The sequence below is a fragment of the Hyphomicrobium sp. MC8b genome (genome assembly GCF_905067615.1).
GTDB lineage: Bacteria > Pseudomonadota > Alphaproteobacteria > Rhizobiales > Hyphomicrobiaceae > Hyphomicrobium_B.
Genome location: NZ_LR898465.1, coordinates 3,422,813 through 3,438,150 on the forward strand (window position 1 = coordinate 3,422,813; position 15,338 = coordinate 3,438,150).

Genomic DNA, 15,338 nt, shown 5'->3' on the forward strand with positions numbered 1-15,338 from the left:
AAATAGCTTCGCATCGACAGCCGTGGCGGACTGCGGAGCCGGAAAATTCCAAGCGCCTCCCTACCGGATCGCACAAACACGCTTCCGGTCACGTCGAACGCGTCGGGAGCTCCCGTGCCGTGGCCCGCCTTAGCGTGCGGCAATTTATCCTGTAAATGCGCGCTTCTTGCAAGGCGAAATGCTGCAGAGCAACGACGAGACCCATTATTGAACGCTGGCTTGCAACGCGAAACGACTGCCGGGGCCTTCTGCGAGATGCTCTTCGAGCCATGGCAGCAGCGTCTCAAGCTCGGCCTTCAAGACGAAAGGCGGATTGAGAACGAGCATGCCGGTTGCCGTCAACCCGAGGCCAGGAAACGGCTTTGCGACCCAGAGCCTCACATCAAGATATTCCAATCCGGGCTTCGAGGTCGTGAGGGCGACGAACCGATCGGCGGCCGCTTCATCCTTCAGCGGATACCAGATGAGATAGGTCCCAGTCGCGAAACGCGTCAGTGCGTCGTCGATGGCGCTCGAGAGATCTGCAAACTCGTTTTTGTCTTCGAATGGCGGATCGATCAGCACGACGCCGCGACGCTCCTTCGGCGGCAGCAGTGATTTCACCGCATGCCGGGCGTCGATGTTCAGCACGGTCGTCGATTTGGCGCGGCGGAATTCCTGCTTGAGCCGCCGAAATTCAACGTCTGCAAGCTCGTTGACGACCAGCACATCTTCATCGCGCATCAGGTGGCGCGCGATCAGTGGGCTGCCGGGATAGTGTTTGAGACCGACGCCGTTCACGGCGCGCACGGCATCGAGATAAGGCTCCAGAAGGCCGGCGACGTCCATTGGCATCTCGGCGTCGAAGATGCGGGCGATACCGTCCTGCCATTCGGCCGTCTTCGCCGCTTCGTCGCTTTCGAGATCGTAGAGCCCAGCGCCAGCGTGCGTGTCGATGACGCGGAATGGCTTCGGCTTCTGCTTCATGTACGTCACGACGCGCGCCATAATGACGTGCTTCAAGACGTCAGCGAAATTTCCGGCGTGATAATCGTGATGGTAATTCATGCTTAGGGATCGTTTCTACGAAGGCTCACGCCTTCTGCTCCCATCGCCCGCTTTGCGACTGCTGCCAATAGGTGACAGCGCAGCCCGCTGCTTTCGCTGCTTTCCACTGACTGCGCGCCAGGGCGACGGCGTCCGCATCATTTCCGTCGAAGACGTAGACGAAGCGTTCCGCGCCCGCAAATTCGCGCGCCTCGGCGCCATCGACAAGAAAACGAACGCCCGGGCCGTTGGGCGTCTCGTCGGTCGTCGTCAGATAGACGGGCTGGTCGCTGGAATGGCCGATACGCGCGGTGCCATGCGGCAGAAAGCTGTCGTCCGTGTAGGTCCAAAGCATATGGTCGATAGCTTCCAGGCGCTCTTCGTTTCCAACTTGGACGACGGCACGCCAACCGCGCGCCAGAGTCTTCTCCAGAAGGCTCGGCAGCACACGATCAAGCGGCTGATGTTCGAGGTGGTAGAAAAAAACGTCCATACGTCTCGGATGGCGCAGGCAACGGCGAAAAGCAAGACACTCGCGCCACCTCTTGACGTCGGCGCAAGGTACCCTATTTAACCCCGTCCGGAGCGGCGCCAGTTTTAATCGGCTGACGCCCGTGCGGGCGGGGAGCGTGGCGGTTCGAGAGCATTCTCGCTGCTGTTTGCTCCCCTCCCGCTGCGACTTTTCCTTATAAATGCAGTCTATACACAGCCACTCATAAGCACAGCGCAATGCTGCCCATCATTTCTTTGAGTACGGGTTCTCGCCTTTGCGAAGGCTGAAGCGGATCGGCACGCCGGGCAGATCGAACGTGTCGCGCAGCGAGTTCGTCAGATATTTCACATAGGACTGGGGCAGCGCTTCCGCGCGCTGCGAGAAGGCAACGAACGTTGGCGGCCGCGTCGAGGGCTGCGTGACATAGCGGATTTTGATGCGCTTGCCGTGCACAGCAGGCGGCGAATGGCGGCTCAGGGCCTCGTTGAGCCAGCGGTTCAGTTGCGGCGTCGATACTCGGCGGTTCCAGGTCGCGTAAATCTTGGAGATCGCCGTCATGAGCTGATCGAGCCCGCTCTCGGAGCGCGCCGAAATGGCGACGAAAGGCACGTCGGGAACCTGCGCCAAGCTTTCGGCGACGGTCTTTTTCAGCTCACGCAGCGTTTTCTGCTTTTCTTCGACAAGGTCCCACTTGTTGACCGCGACGACGAGGGCGCGTCCCTCTTCCGTCACGCGATGGCCGATGGTGAGATCCTGATGCTCGAACGGACGTTCGGCGTCGATCAGAAGCACAACGACTTCGGCGAAGCGGATGGCGCGGACGGCGTCGCTGGCGGAGAGTTTTTCGGCGGTTTCAGTAATTTTCGCCTTGCGGCGAAGCCCGGCCGTATCGAACAGGCGGATCTTCTGACCCTTCCATTCGAAGTCGGTCGAGACGCTGTCGCGCGTCAGGCCCGGCTCGGGTCCGGTGATCATGCGTTCTTCGCCGAGCAGCGCGTTGACGAGCGTCGATTTGCCGGCATTCGGACGCCCGACAATCGCAACGCGGATCGGCTTGACGACAGCCGGGCGCTCTTGCGGCTTTTCTTCCTCGGCGTCATCGCCCTTGCGCCGTTTCTTCGTCGTCGGCGCGGACTTCAAGCCCAGCGCGGCCAGCATGTCCTCGGCGAGATCGCCGATGCCTTCGCCGTGCTCAGCCGAAATCGCGATCGGCGCCCCGAGGCCGAGCGAGAAAGCATCGAGCACGCCGTCGGTGCCTTTGTTGCCTTCGGCCTTGTTCGCGACAAGCACGACGGGCTTGCCGGACTGCCGCGCGATGCGGGCAAAGCCGGTGTCTGCCGACGTGACGCCAGCGCGGGCATCGATGACGAAGAGCACGAGATCGGCTTCCGAGATCGCCTGTTCCGATTGCTTGCGCATGCGATCAGCGATGGAGCCGCGCTGCGCCTCCTCAAGACCTGCGGTATCGACCAGGCGGACATCGACGCCGAACAGGTTGGCGATACCTTCGCGACGGTCGCGCGTCAGCCCCGGTAAATCGGAGACGAGCGCGGCACGCGTCGCGGTCAGGCGGTTGAACAGAGTCGATTTGCCGACATTCGGACGGCCGACAATTGCGACAACAGGCATTTCAGGGGACGACGACAAAAGAGAAACCGGGGCTCCTGGGGACATGGGAAGAACGCCTGCGCGGGGGTACCGCGGCAAGGCGAACATGCCCTCCTAACCCAATTCTCAGTTGAGAGCGATGAGTTTTGCGGAGTCGGTCAAAACGTACATGTGACCCTGGGCGACGATGGGGGGAATATAAACCTTATCGCCGATTTGCATCGTACCCCCAACCTTGCCGGTCATCGGATCGACGCTGACCACCTCGCCCGCGCTCGACACCAGGAAGAGCGTATTAGCGGCCAGAACGGGACCGGCGTAGTTTTTCGCGGCCGGAAGCTGGGTGAGCCAGCGGGTCTTACCGTCGGACTTCTGCAGCGCCATCAGGCGACCGCCGGTATCGACGACGTACACGGTGTCTCCCGCCACGCACGGCGGCTCAGAGCCGGGAATGCTCAACGACCAGACCCGATCGCCGGACTTCGCCTGCGTTGCCACCATGCGGCCCGCGTGACCGATCGCATAGACGACGCCGTCGTCGATTGCAGGGCGCGCGACATCGCTCATCGAGGCGATTTGCGAGGTCTGGCGCGTGCGGGCCAAATTTTCCGTCCAGACGGTCGAGCCGTCGGACAGCTTGAACGCCATGATGTCACCGGACGGATAGGGAACCACGACAACATCACCGTCTACCGCGGGACTTGTCGAAGTCATGAGGCTGGCGCTCTGCGGCAGGCCACGTGCCGCCCAAAGCTCTGAGCCGTCGATGCCGCTCAAGCAGTAAAAGCGCCCGTCGATGGTGATGACGTAAAGCCGGTCACCGGCAGCGGTCGGCGCAGCGCGCACCGGCACGTCGAGGTTTTTCGTCCAGATCGCCTTGCCCGTGCCGGGATCGAGCGCGGATACGACGCCGTAGCCGTTGGCGACGTACAGGCGGCCGTTATCAGCGGCAAGACCGCCGCCATAACCGCCGAGGCCGACAGTAGTCTCAGGCTTGGTCGAAACGGTGAAAACGCTGCTGCCAGTTAGGGTGAAGGCGGCGACGTTGGCGGCGGCATCGAGCGTATAGATACGATCTCCGAAGACGATCGGACTGGCGGTGACGCGGCCGGTCTTCGACGATCCTTCACCGGCACTGGCGCTCCAGAGCTGATGCAGCGAGCCGGTCAGGGCCAAATTGCCGGGGGCGTTGTTGGCGTCGCCACCCGGTTGCGACCAGGACTGGTTCATACGCGGTGACGGCAGCGAGATGGGCTTGTTGGCCTCCGCCAGATTGGACCCAATGCTTTCCGTCGTTTCCACGATGGGGATGCGGCGTCCGGGCAGCGGTGTCTGCTTGGTCTTGAACGGATTGAGTTCGCTGATCTTGGGAAGCGTCGGCCCGTCGCTGGCGCAGCCGGCGAGCAAAACGGCGGCAGCGGCCGCCAAAAGCGACGCGACGCCGAAACGCATTTGCCTTCCCCCTGATCTCAACCCCAATCTCCCCCTCAAACCGCTTCGCGGCTTATTTCTTGTCGGTTCCCGCAGCCTCTCCCGTCTTGGGCTGCGCCTCCGTCGTCGTGGCCGGCTCGGCCGGTTTGAGCGGCGCCGCCGAAGCGGCAGGAGCTGCCGGTGCCGGTGCCGTGGCTTCTGGCGCCAAAATGCCTGGTACCGGAGCAGCCGTTGCTGCAGGTGCCGGGTTTTTCGCTGCAACCTCAGCCGCCGCTATCTCTCCCATGATGATCTTAACGCGTTCCTGCAGGTCAGCAGATGCGTTCGGATCGATCAGAAGCGGCTCCAGATACTTTCGTGCCTCGTCGTATTTCTTGGCCTTGTAAGCGGCAATTCCAAGGAATTCGCGCGCCGTATTGGCGAAGGGTTCGCCATCGCCCATGAGAGGTGTCAGGCGATTCTGGATTTCGGTATAGTCGGCATCGGCCATCCGCAGTGATGCCGCCTGCAGTTCTGCAAAGCTTTTCAACAGACGATCCGCACCCGGCTGCTTGGCGAGCGCGTCATAAGTTGCAATGGCGTCTGAGGTTTTGCCTTCCTTCACCTCGGCGCCGGCCAAGCGCAATTTTGCGAGCGCTGCATAACCGGCCGGACCGCCGTCAGCGATCGCCTGAAAAGCCTTGTCGGCTTCGTCTTTCTTCTTGTCGTCGCTCAGCGTCTCCGCGGCGGCGAACTTAGCGCCTGCGGCCTCTTCCGACGCAACGCGGTGCGTTTGCCAATACTGGAAGCCGGCAACGCCAAGCACGATCAGTGCTGCAGCACCGAGGATCAGGCCGCCGTAACGCTTCCAAATTTTCTCCATCTGCTCGCGGCGAATTTCTTCTTTGATTTCGCGAAACAGACTGTCGTCGTTCTCGGCCATTAAAGCATTAACCTCATTCAGTCCGAAACTCGGAACGCGGGGTTTCCCACGGCCACGCCGGTTCGGGGGCATAGATAACCGAGCAAGCGCTCCGAGCAAGCCCTGACCGCAAGTTTCCTGAGCGTTTCGCGCCGCAATCCTCGCCTGAATTTAGGCCCGAAGCTGCTAAGTGCTCGTCGTCTTCGGCTTTTTCGTGGCTCGCACCGGCGAGACCGACGCCTCCATATCGGGGGATTTCAGGGCGTAGGTGTGCTCGGGGGCCGGAAACGTCCGGGCGCGGACCTCGTCGGCGTAGGACGCAATGGCACGGTCGATCGCGGAAGCTATGGCCCCGAACTTCTTCACAAACTTCGGCACGTTTGGAGACAATCCGAGCATATCTTCCATGACAAGGATCTGCCCGTCGCAGCCGGCGGAGGCGCCGATACCGATGGTCGGGATCGGGATTGCCCTGGTAATGCGCTCGGCGAGAGGGGCGGTCATGGCTTCGAGGACGACGGCGAAGGCCCCGGCTTCCGCAACCAGGCGGGCGTCTTCCTCGATGGCGTCCCATTGATCGACCGTCCGGCCTTGGGTCTTGAAGCCCCCCAGCACGTTCACGGACTGCGGCGTCAAGCCAATGTGCGCCATCACCGGGATGCCGCGATCGACGAGATAGCGGATCGTTTCCGCCATGCGGCGGCCGCCTTCGAGCTTCACGGCGCCGCAGTCGGTCTCTTTCATAACACGGGCGGCGTTACGGAACGCGACCTGAGGGCTTTCCTCGTAGGTTGCGAACGGCATGTCGACGACGACAAGGGCTTTTTTCGAACCGCGCACGACTGCCTGGCCGTGCATGATCATCAGCTCAAGGGGAACCGGCACCGTCGTCTCGAAGCCGTGCATGACCATGCCGAGGCTGTCGCCGACGAGGAGAAAATCGCAGTGGTTGTCGGCGATGGCCGCCGTGTGGGCGTGATAGGAGGTCAGCGCGACAATCGGGTCGCCGCCTTTGCGGCCCGCAATATCCGGCGCCATGAGCCGCCGACGCTTGATGTGAATAGACATTTCACTCCATCGGCCCGAGGCCGTTCAGGCGCTCTCAAGTCGAGCGATAAGCCGTCATCATGTGGGGTTTGCACGCTTCAACGTCACCCCAGGTCAGCTAAACAGAGTTTACGAAATCCCAGGCTTTCTGGCCAGTGCCCACAGGGGCGACGAAGAACCGGCGGAATGGTAAATTTTTCCACGTCCCGTCCACAAGTATTTCTGTAAAGCCCGCGAAAGCGTTGAATTGGCGCAACATCGCGAATGTCGAATGCTCCGCCTGAGCGGTAGTTCGTTGCGCGCTCTGACTGGCGTCTGTTAGCCAATCATCAGCGCCAAAAATCGGGGGCCAGTTTCCGGCCTGATCATGTCGCTGCGACGGTTTCGTTAGTTTTAACGTCGGGGTGGTTGCGTGCGTCGTGCAGAGAATGTCAGCGGCAGAATATCTCCGGCGTTGCGTTCGATCGCGGTTTATGCGGTCGCAGCTGCGATAACAGCATACCCGCTCGCAGCCGACGCGAAGTCAAAAACCGGTCTGCTGAGACTTCAATCGCAGGCCGCCGCTTCGGCCGCCGCGCAGTCGAAATCACCGCTTCTCATTGTCGTTTCCATCAAGAAGCAGCGCCTTCGCGTGTACGACATGAACGGCGAAATCGCATCGTCGAAAATTTCGTCGGGCAAGCCGGGCCACGACACACCGACGGGCGTGTTTTCGATCCTGGAGAAGAACGTCTATCACGTCAGCAATATCTATTCCGGCGCGTCGATGCCTTATCAGGAGCGGATCACATGGTCGGGCATCGCGTTTCACGCCGGCGATCTGCCGGGCTACCGCGCGTCGCACGGATGCATCCGGCTGCCCTATAGCTTTGCGCGCAAACTCTACGGCTTAACCAAAATCGGCAACCGCGTGGTCGTTTCGTATGACGATCCCGATCCGATTGCCTTCGACAGCCCGAAGCTGTTCAAGCCGCTGCCGCTCGACGACGCAACGGCGATGCAAGGCGGATTGGCGAAACCGCAGCTCATCGCGGTGAACGACCGGCCTGATGATCATTCGGCAGCGGGCGCAGGCGTGCGGTTGATCGGCATTTCTCCGGCGCTGCTGCGCGCCGTCGCGGACATGCCCAAGGATCTGCAGCGGCGGCCGACGACACGGGCCGAAGCCGATCAGATCATGCAGGAAAAGCTTGATCGCGCGCGGGCGGCCGTCAAAACCGCGGAAGCCGCGCTTAAGTCCGCCGACGAAAAAGCCCAGCAGACCGCGAAAGACTTCACGGACGTGAACCAGAAATTCGAAACCGCGCGGCGTTCGATTGAACCGTTAAGAGCAGCCGTCAAATCGGCAGAAGCCCAGCAGACGGCGGCGGTGAAGGCATTCGAGTCCTACATGGCGGACGCGGCGGATAACAGCAAGTCCGCGTCTGCTGGCGAAAATGCTGACATGGACCGGGAGAGCGATCTCGAAGATGCCCTGCTGGACGCCACCATCGAAGCCGACAAGGCGCGGGCCGATGCTGCGGCGAACGAACTAAGTTTTGCCGGCGTGCAAGGTGCCTACTCGTCATCACAGAGTGCGCGCGATGGCGCCGCCGATGCTTTGCGCGATGCGCAGTCGGATCTGACGTCGGCGAAGGCGGCGCTGACAGACGTCAACAAGGAAATGCGGCTGCGTTCGAAGCCCGTCGCGGTGCTCATCAGCCTGCGCGCTCAGAGGATCTATGTGCGTCAGGGCTTCGAGCCCTTGCTCGAAGCGCCGATCGAGGTTGCTCCGCTCAAGCATAAGGTCGGAACACACGTGTTTACCGCGATGAACTACGGCACCGATCCGAACACGTTCGATTGGCGTCTGGTTAGCGCGCAAACACCCTCGCCCGGCCAGGCATTCGACGAGGGTAAGAAGAAGCGCCGCCGGACCGCACTGGCGCAGGGGCGCCAGCTTGACGTCCAAATGGCGAATGAGGCGCTGAATGCGTTTACAATTCCGGACGATATTCAGCAGACAATCTCGGAGCTGGCGCGGCCGGGCTCGTCGCTGATCGTGTCGGACCGCGAACTGCCGCTCCACGAAAACGGGAGCGGTACTGAATTTGTCGTGCTGACCCGTTAGCCACACTTGCACGGTACTTTTTTTCAGTTGCGCTGGAACAGCCTCTCTTGCGACGTTCCACCTGCTACTTGAAGCGGGACGGCTTGGCCCTCAACCGAAGCCACGCACAATCGGCGGTGACCACATTTGATTTTAGATCGCGGAACGCGCACCCTCGTGGGCTGGGCCATACTGCTGTGCTCGGCAGCGTTGATGGTTCTGCTGTTTCAAAAGATGCGGCCAAGCTCGGAGCCGTGGACCTTTGCCGTCTCTATTCCTGAGCAACCCGTCCGAGGACCGCTCGATCTGAGCAGCGAAATCGTAACGCCGAAGGGTGAGAGCGAATTCGTACATGGCGCCTCCGCCGTCGCGATGCCAAATGGCGGCTTGCAGGCGTTCTGGTATCGCGCGCCTTACGAGGGCGCCAACGATGCCGAACTGGTGTCAGCGCGTTTCGACGGAAAGGAATGGTCGCCGACGCATGTCGTGACGACGAGCGCACGCGTCAGCCACGATTTGGCAATCAGGATCAAGTCGCTCGCCAACCCTGTGCCATTTCGCCGTTCCGAAAAAGAAATCTGGCTGTTCTTCGCAACGTCGCGTCTCAGCGGCTGGGCGACTTGCGAAATCGGATTGGTACGCTCCTTCGACAACGGCGCGACGTGGGGACCGGCTGAAAGCCTCTATGCGACGCCGTTCTTCAACATGTCTCACCTCACGAAATCGACGCCGTTCCTGTTTTCGGACGGACGCATCGGTCTGCCTGTCTACCAGGAGATGAACCGGAAATTCCCGGTTCTGCTCGTTCTCGATGCAGATGGCCATGTCATCGACCGGCGACGCATGGGAAAGGCCGGCAAGATCGGTTACCAACCGATGATCGTGGCCACCGGACAGTCGACAGCCATCGCATTCGTTCGTCCGCTGAAGAGCCGAAGACCGCGGGAAATTCTCATCACCCGGACGACCGACGGCGGCCAGACATGGACGCCAGTCGAGCCCACCAACCTTCCCAACCCCGGCGGCCCAATCTCGGCAATCCGGTATGATGCAACGCATATCCTGATGGCGTTCAACGACGATGCCAAGATGGAGAGAAACATCACGCTGGCACTTGCCGATCTAGATGGAAAGACGTTCCGCCGCATCGGCGTCATTGCGCGCATGGATACGGATAGACAAGACCACATCGTTGCCTATCCGTTTCTGATCGAGTCCGGACCGGGGCAATTCGACGTGATGTATTCGCGCCCGATAAAGACGATCAACCATGTGCGCGTGTCGAGCGCCTGGATCGAACACGGCTTACAGCAGAGCACGGCGCAACAATGACTCACACACTGAACATGCTGCTGAACAGCACCAATGCGGCGCTCATCCTCTTTACCGTTGCGGCTGCGCTTGCCGCCGCGTTCACGAAATCACCGCCCCTCCGTTTTGGTGCCGGACTTGCTGTTGTCGCGGCAAGTTTATGCGTTTCGGCCGGGCCGCGTTCGCTTTTCGCGTGGATGGTTTCCGCGATCGAGCGGCCATCGTTTCCTGGCTTCGTGCTGCTTGCCGTGCTCGCGATTTCGGCAACGACCGGCAGGCGGGTTGCAACGTCAGCGGAATATCGCTTTGCGACACTGATGCTGGCGCTGGCAGGCATCGCGCTCTATCCCGGCGCAACGGGCTTTTTGAATGCGGACCCGTATGTCATCGGCTATAGCGGCTATCTGTTGCCGACGGCGGTCGCGATTGTGATCGCCTATGCGCTATGGCGCGGATATTTCATCACCGCCTTGGCGCTGAACGTCGGAATTGCGGGGTTCCTGCTCGAGGCTGGCGCAAGCAGGAATCTCTGGGACTACATCGTCGATCCGGTCGCCTGGATCATCGGCTGCGGAACCTGGATTGCGCTTGTGATCGGCTTTGTCATCAAGCGCATTATACCAGCGAAAGTCTTTGCGCCGGTTCAGCCAAGCTCGGGCATCGGCGAGACGCCGATCAGCCACTGATGGCCGCCGAAGAGTAGCGCTGCATAAAGTCCAATACCGATAACGACGACGAGCACGTCGTTCAATGCGCTTGTGGGCCGCGCCGTACCGAGCGGACCCGCCGCGCCGCGCTTCTTCACCGAGATCCGGTCGTAAACCGCGAACGCGAGGAACGATCCGAAGATCAGAAGCGCTGCGAGATCGCCGTTCGCCAAAAGATGCGCCAGCGCCCAGATCTTAATAGCGATCAACATCGGGTGCCGCGTCGCCGTACGAATGCGCGAAGGAATGAGCGAAGCAACAAGCAGGATCATCGCGGGCAGCATCAATCCAACGGCGATGTGGCGCGTCCAGATCGGCGGATACCACAGGATCGGGTTCTTGCCCGGGTGAAGCTGCAGCTTGTGAAATCCGAGGACGATGACGATCAATCCGGCCAGCGACAGCAACGAGAACAGGATTTTGTAAGTCGTCTCGCCGAGGCGTTCCTTCAATCCGTCACGAAGCTCGGGTGATGTGGGCAACAGATGAATGCCGAGAAATAAAATCAAACCGACGATCAGCACCATCATGGCATAGGCCCTCCCCTGGAAATTGCTCGCCCCGATAGCATCATAAATGGGCCGCGGCCAGCCAGGCTCAAGGCCTAGGGGCGGCTAGGGCAGATATCCCTTGTCGAGATCGTGCGCCTGGCGCGCCAGAACCTTGCCGCCGGCGTTCTTGTGAATGGCCGTCCACGCGAGATGGGTGCCCGCTTCCTCGGACGAGCTTGAACGAAGATCGACAGAGATGAGATCGCTGGCGTCGGCGTCCATCGGCGCGGAGAGCGGGAAATAGAGCTGCTCCCAATGCGTGCGCGGCGACAGCGGACCGGTCGAAAAACCGATGCCCGGCACCAGCTCGACTTTCCACCAGGTCGCGAAGCCATAGATCTTCGCCGGGCGCGGCAGACGCCATTCCGCTTCGCCGCGGCGCTTCGATTTCGTCTCCGTCGTCAGATCGACTTCGTCCCAGATCATGGCGCTGCGGCAGCCATCGAGGATTTCGGCGGGCTGCAACGCGCGGACGTAAGCGTTGTTCAGCGACATCGTCTGCGCGACTGAGAGATCGAGCTCGTGGCCGACGCGGTCCCAGGCGCGCAGATCGGCGTCGATACGTGACGTAACGACGGGCGCCACGTATTGAATGATGTGGTCGGGAATGACAGTGCCGCCCGGTTTCAGAAAGCGCTGACGAGCGTCCGCCAGCGTCGCGATAATGTTTTCTTCGAGCGCGTAGTTGCCGAGCGTTTCCGAGATGATGATGTCGACAGCGAGCCTGTCCTGAAACTCCGTAGAGTGACATGGGATCAGATGACAGCGTTTCGCCTTGTTGGCTTTGAGCACGGCGGCGGCGACGCCCGCGACTTCAGCGGTTTCGAACAGAAAGACTTCCTTGGCCCCTAGCTTCGATGCCATGAGCCCGAGCAGGCCCGTTCCCGCGCCGATGTCCGCGACGACGGATTTGCCGGGAACGATGGCGGCCTTCAGCGCGGCGAAGAACGCTTCGTTGCGGACCTGATCGGCGATCAGTGTGCGGTGATATTCGATGCGCATGATCAGAGCTTCAGACTAGGGCCGCGGACTTGATAGAGAATCAGGGCGGTCGCGATCGCGAGGTTGAGAGAGTCCAGCGCGCCCGCCATCGGAATTTTCACGAGCGTCGAACAGACTGCGGCGGCGCCGCCCGAGAGGCCCGGCCCCTCGCTGCCCATGACGATCAGTTCACGGCCATTATATTGCGTCTGACGGAAATCTTCGCGCGCATCGAGGTGCGTGCCGATGACTTCGCCGGGCCATGCCTTCGCAAGCGTGAAGAAGCTTTCGCGGTCGAGCTTCACAAGCGGCACGGCGAAGATCGAGCCCATCGTGGCGCGGATAGATTCTAATGCGTATGGATCGCAGGTCGTGCCGACGAGGATGATGCCGGACAGGCCGACGGCATCCGCAGTGCGAATGATCGTGCCGAGGTTGCCGGGATCGCGGATCTCTTCGAGCGCGAGCCACGTGTCGGCGTTTGTGAGCTTGGCGGGATCCGGGGGTGGCACGAAGCGTTGCTTGAAGACGCCAAGCAACGACTGCGGATTGTCTTTCGAGGCAAGTTTCGCGAGCACGGCTTCGGAGACTTCGAGAACTTCCGAGCCCGATTCAAGCGCATGCTTCACCAGCCCGCGCGCGACGCCGCCCGCCGCAGCGCCCGCTTGATAGACGAGCGTTTCGGGAGCGAAACCATGATCGCGTGCAGTGACGAGCAGCGACGTGCCTTCGGCTACGAACAGGCCCGTTTCCTTGCGCACCTTGCGCATCTCCAGCGCACGGATCGCCTTGATCCGATCGTTCGTCAGACTGGTGATGATCTTTGGCGTATTGGCGTTTGGCTTCATGATGTCTGAACCCAGCGCACGAACAGCGATGTCGGCACGAGCGGGCCGGCACGCGATTGAATGGCAAGCTCGCCGCTGTCGAATGTGCCGCCGCGCTTCGCCAATGCTTCGCGCAGCAGCTGGTCAAAGGCGAGCGATGAGGCGCGAATGGCGTAGATCGTCAGCACCATCGCAGCCTGCTCGGGTGCGAGCAGTTTCGCCAGATCGGCGAGCAGCGACGGCAAGTTCTGGAACAGGTCCCAGATTTCGCCTTCGGGGCCGCGCCCAAACTTCGGCGGATCGACGAGGATCATGTGATAGGTTTTACCGCGGCGAACGTCGCGGGCTGCGAACTTCGCGGCGTCATCGAGCAGCCAGCGGATTTTCGCGGCGCCGAGCTTGGAGGCTTCCTGATTCTCCTTGCCCCACTGGATCGCCTTCTTGGAGGCATCGACGTGGGTCACCTCAGCACCGGCTTTCGCGGCAAGTAACGACGCGGCGCCCGTATAGCCAAAGAGATTCAGGACGCGCGGCGTCTCGCCTTTCACTTTGGCGAGATGATCGAGCATCCATGTCCAGTGCGGTTCCTGCTCGGGGAAGAGGCCTAAGTGCCATAGGCCCGCGAGTTTGCAGAGCATAGTGACTGGCTGGGAGCCGCCGGCCCCTAAGCCCTCCCCGCGAGCGGGAGGGGAACTCTTGTTGGTATCGCCAAGTGCAAGTTTGACCGGCCACGCATCGGGCACGGGCTTGTCGATGCGCCATTTGCCTTTTTCGTCGTCTTCTCCGGATGCCGAAAAGACAGCGTTGGCTTTTGCCCATTCGGACTTCGCGAGCTTTGGCTGCCAGAGCGCCTGCGGCTCGGGGCGATCGACCACGACCTTGCCGAAGCGCTCAAGCTTACGGCCCGCCCCGCAATCAAGCAGGGCGTAGTCGGAGAAGCCTTCGGATGTGACGAGGTGCAAATGATCGGGCGGTGGCATTGGCAGCGGACGGTTCGAACAGAAAGACGGGTCCGCGCTTTAACACGACTGTCGCTTATGTCGAGAAATCAAACGTCCGGCGGATATCGGCGGAGACCGTCGCAGCCTCCGCCGCGCGGGAATTCAGGCCGCCAGCCCAGCGATGGCGCTTTGCGCCTCGGCAATCGATTGCGCCCGCTGGTCGGGGCCGAGATTCAGGCCCTCGGCGCGAACGAACGTCACGTCCGTGATGCCGAAAAAGCCGAAAATATTGCGGAGATAGGTTTCCTGATGGTCCAGGAAGGCGATGGGTGTCTGCGGGCCGTAAATGCCGCCGCGCGACGACGCGATGATGACTTTCTTGCCGCCTGCGAGGCCCTCAGCGCCTTTCTCGGAGTAGCGGAAGGTCTTACCGGCAACGGCGAGGCGGTCGATCCAGGCCTTGAGCTGGCTCGGAATAGCGAAGTTGTACATCGGAGCGCCGACGACCACGATATCGGCCGCCAAGAACTCGTTTAGCGCTGCCTGGCCCGCCGCGACATCTTGTTGAACATCAACTGTTTCCGGAGCGGCGCCCTGGGCGGCTGCGAGATGCGCACCGGACAAATTGCCGACCGGGGCGACCGCGAGGTCTCGGTAGACGACCTCGATACCGGGGTGCAAGCGCTGCTCGGCAGTGACGATCTCGGCCGAAAGCTGGCGGCTGACCGAGCCCGGACCCAAAATGCTCGAGTCGACATGCAAAAGTTTCATAGGAGGATCTCCATCCATGACGGTTGGGCGGAGACTGGAGCGGGCCATTTGACAGCCGAGCCTCAGCCAGTCACATTTTGTGACCAGAGCTAAATTGTTCACTGGCAAAAACCCCGCAAGGAGGCACATTTTTGGAAGCCGGTATCAAACATGAAACCGAGCACTGCCGTGCGGTCTCCGACGTGCTGTCTCGGATCGGCGACAAGTGGACGGTCTACGTCGTCGGGCTGCTTTCGAATGGTCCTATGCGTTTCAATGAGATACGCCGGGCGGTGGGCAGCATCTCGCAACGGATGCTGACGCTGACGCTGCGCGGTCTCGAGCGCGATGGCCTCGTCACGCGGACCGTCTATCCGACCATTCCGCCGCGGGTAGATTACGAGCTGACCGAGCTTGGCCGGACGCTAATCTGCATTCTGAAACCGCTCGGCGACTGGGCCGTCGAGAATCGGCGAACCGTTGAAACAGCGCGCGCGAAATTCGACGCGCAGGCGACGGGCGGTTCTCACGCGGCTGCGGCCAAGATCGGCTTGAAGCGGCGGCTGCCGGCGATCTGGCGGAGCGCCTAGACGCCGCCCACCGCGCGGCATGGTTGCAACACTTTCGAGAAAAGTGTGTCGCCGCCTAGATCCGTCCGCAAATCAGCGTTAGCCG

The 15,338-nt window shown here is 61.3% G+C and carries 15 protein-coding genes; 4 read left to right on the forward strand and 11 right to left on the reverse strand.

Going from position 1 to position 15,338, the window contains the following annotated elements:
• Positions 1-204 precede the first annotated feature (204 nt).
• The 6 genes from ACLB1Z_RS16540 to panB all read right to left on the reverse strand — a co-directional run bounded on the left by ACLB1Z_RS16540 (position 205) and on the right by panB (position 6,527).
• Positions 205-1,047, reverse strand: coding sequence for a 23S rRNA (adenine(2030)-N(6))-methyltransferase RlmJ (locus ACLB1Z_RS16540; protein WP_409560814.1), 843 nt, complete (start codon positions 1,045-1,047; stop codon positions 205-207).
• Positions 1,048-1,072: 25 nt separating this feature from the next.
• Positions 1,073-1,519, reverse strand: a complete 447-nt coding sequence (locus ACLB1Z_RS16545; RefSeq protein WP_409560815.1) for a DNA polymerase III subunit chi — start codon at positions 1,517-1,519, stop codon at positions 1,073-1,075.
• Positions 1,520-1,765: 246 nt separating this feature from the next.
• Complete coding sequence (der, locus tag ACLB1Z_RS16550) at positions 1,766-3,193, reverse strand: ribosome biogenesis GTPase Der (RefSeq protein WP_409560816.1); 1,428 nt, start codon at positions 3,191-3,193, stop codon at positions 1,766-1,768.
• Between the two features lie 60 nt (positions 3,194-3,253).
• Positions 3,254-4,579 (reverse strand): PQQ-binding-like beta-propeller repeat protein, encoded by a 1,326-nt coding sequence (locus ACLB1Z_RS16555; RefSeq protein WP_409560817.1) that lies wholly within the window; start codon positions 4,577-4,579, stop codon positions 3,254-3,256.
• A gap of 52 nt (positions 4,580-4,631) precedes the next feature.
• Positions 4,632-5,480, reverse strand: coding sequence for a tetratricopeptide repeat protein (locus ACLB1Z_RS16560; protein ID WP_409560818.1), 849 nt, complete (start codon positions 5,478-5,480; stop codon positions 4,632-4,634).
• 165 nt (positions 5,481-5,645) lie between these two features.
• Positions 5,646-6,527, reverse strand: coding sequence for a 3-methyl-2-oxobutanoate hydroxymethyltransferase (panB, locus tag ACLB1Z_RS16565; RefSeq protein WP_409560819.1), 882 nt, complete (start codon positions 6,525-6,527; stop codon positions 5,646-5,648).
• A gap of 391 nt (positions 6,528-6,918) precedes the next feature.
• Between panB and ACLB1Z_RS16570 the strand changes: the two genes are divergently transcribed.
• The 3 genes from ACLB1Z_RS16570 (at position 6,919) to ACLB1Z_RS16580 (ending at position 10,592) form a co-directional block, all read left to right on the forward strand.
• Complete coding sequence (locus ACLB1Z_RS16570; RefSeq protein WP_409560820.1) at positions 6,919-8,616, forward strand: L,D-transpeptidase family protein; 1,698 nt, start codon at positions 6,919-6,921, stop codon at positions 8,614-8,616.
• 156 nt (positions 8,617-8,772) lie between these two features.
• Positions 8,773-9,927: a sialidase family protein gene (locus ACLB1Z_RS16575; protein WP_409560821.1), complete on the forward strand. Its 1,155-nt coding sequence runs from the start codon at positions 8,773-8,775 to the stop codon at positions 9,925-9,927.
• The gene (locus ACLB1Z_RS16580; RefSeq protein ID WP_409560822.1) at positions 9,924-10,592 is read left to right on the forward strand and encodes a hypothetical protein; all 669 of its coding nucleotides are present in this window, start codon (positions 9,924-9,926) and stop codon (positions 10,590-10,592) included. Before ACLB1Z_RS16575 ends, ACLB1Z_RS16580 begins: the two co-directional genes overlap by 4 nt.
• On the opposite strand, the gene ACLB1Z_RS16585 is transcribed toward ACLB1Z_RS16580, so the two are convergent.
• The 5 genes from ACLB1Z_RS16585 to ACLB1Z_RS16605 form a co-directional block, all read right to left on the reverse strand.
• Positions 10,550-11,143: an NnrU family protein gene (locus ACLB1Z_RS16585; RefSeq protein WP_409560823.1), complete on the reverse strand. Its 594-nt coding sequence runs from the start codon at positions 11,141-11,143 to the stop codon at positions 10,550-10,552. The two genes, ACLB1Z_RS16580 and ACLB1Z_RS16585, sit on opposite strands and share 43 nt — an antisense overlap.
• An 84-nt stretch (positions 11,144-11,227) precedes the next feature.
• Positions 11,228-12,166: a 50S ribosomal protein L11 methyltransferase gene (locus ACLB1Z_RS16590; protein WP_409560824.1), complete on the reverse strand. Its 939-nt coding sequence runs from the start codon at positions 12,164-12,166 to the stop codon at positions 11,228-11,230.
• Between the two features lie 2 nt (positions 12,167-12,168).
• Positions 12,169-12,993, reverse strand: coding sequence for a TrmH family RNA methyltransferase (locus tag ACLB1Z_RS16595; RefSeq protein WP_409560825.1), 825 nt, complete (start codon positions 12,991-12,993; stop codon positions 12,169-12,171).
• Complete coding sequence (locus ACLB1Z_RS16600; protein ID WP_409560826.1) at positions 12,990-13,952, reverse strand: class I SAM-dependent methyltransferase; 963 nt, start codon at positions 13,950-13,952, stop codon at positions 12,990-12,992. The genes ACLB1Z_RS16595 and ACLB1Z_RS16600 overlap by 4 nt, the downstream gene beginning before the upstream one ends.
• 123 nt (positions 13,953-14,075) lie before the next feature.
• Positions 14,076-14,684: an FMN-dependent NADH-azoreductase gene (locus ACLB1Z_RS16605; protein ID WP_409560827.1), complete on the reverse strand. Its 609-nt coding sequence runs from the start codon at positions 14,682-14,684 to the stop codon at positions 14,076-14,078.
• Between the two features lie 131 nt (positions 14,685-14,815).
• Here ACLB1Z_RS16605 and ACLB1Z_RS16610 point away from each other — a divergent pair, with 131 nt between their 5' ends.
• On the forward strand, positions 14,816-15,253 hold the full coding sequence (locus tag ACLB1Z_RS16610) for a winged helix-turn-helix transcriptional regulator (protein WP_409560828.1): 438 nt from the start codon (positions 14,816-14,818) through the stop codon (positions 15,251-15,253).
• The last annotated feature ends 85 nt before the right edge of the window (positions 15,254-15,338 follow it).

Bases quoted from the DNA above. Each gene is read 5' to 3' on its own strand.
- ACLB1Z_RS16540 (WP_409560814.1), bottom strand. From the start codon at position 1,047: ATGAATTACCATCACGATTATCACGCCGGAAATTTCGCTGACGTCTTG.
- ACLB1Z_RS16545 (WP_409560815.1), bottom strand. From the start codon at position 1,519: ATGGACGTTTTTTTCTACCACCTCGAACATCAGCCGCTTGATCGTGTG.
- der (WP_409560816.1), bottom strand. From the start codon at position 3,193: ATGTCCCCAGGAGCCCCGGTTTCTCTTTTGTCGTCGTCCCCTGAAATG.
- ACLB1Z_RS16555 (WP_409560817.1), bottom strand. From the start codon at position 4,579: ATGCGTTTCGGCGTCGCGTCGCTTTTGGCGGCCGCTGCCGCCGTTTTG.
- ACLB1Z_RS16560 (WP_409560818.1), bottom strand. From the start codon at position 5,480: ATGGCCGAGAACGACGACAGTCTGTTTCGCGAAATCAAAGAAGAAATT.
- panB (WP_409560819.1), bottom strand. From the start codon at position 6,527: ATGTCTATTCACATCAAGCGTCGGCGGCTCATGGCGCCGGATATTGCG.
- ACLB1Z_RS16580 (WP_409560822.1), top strand. From the start codon at position 9,924: ATGACTCACACACTGAACATGCTGCTGAACAGCACCAATGCGGCGCTC.
- ACLB1Z_RS16585 (WP_409560823.1), bottom strand. From the start codon at position 11,143: ATGATGGTGCTGATCGTCGGTTTGATTTTATTTCTCGGCATTCATCTG.
- ACLB1Z_RS16590 (WP_409560824.1), bottom strand. From the start codon at position 12,166: ATGCGCATCGAATATCACCGCACACTGATCGCCGATCAGGTCCGCAAC.
- ACLB1Z_RS16595 (WP_409560825.1), bottom strand. From the start codon at position 12,993: ATGAAGCCAAACGCCAATACGCCAAAGATCATCACCAGTCTGACGAAC.
- ACLB1Z_RS16600 (WP_409560826.1), bottom strand. From the start codon at position 13,952: ATGCCACCGCCCGATCATTTGCACCTCGTCACATCCGAAGGCTTCTCC.
- ACLB1Z_RS16605 (WP_409560827.1), bottom strand. From the start codon at position 14,684: ATGAAACTTTTGCATGTCGACTCGAGCATTTTGGGTCCGGGCTCGGTC.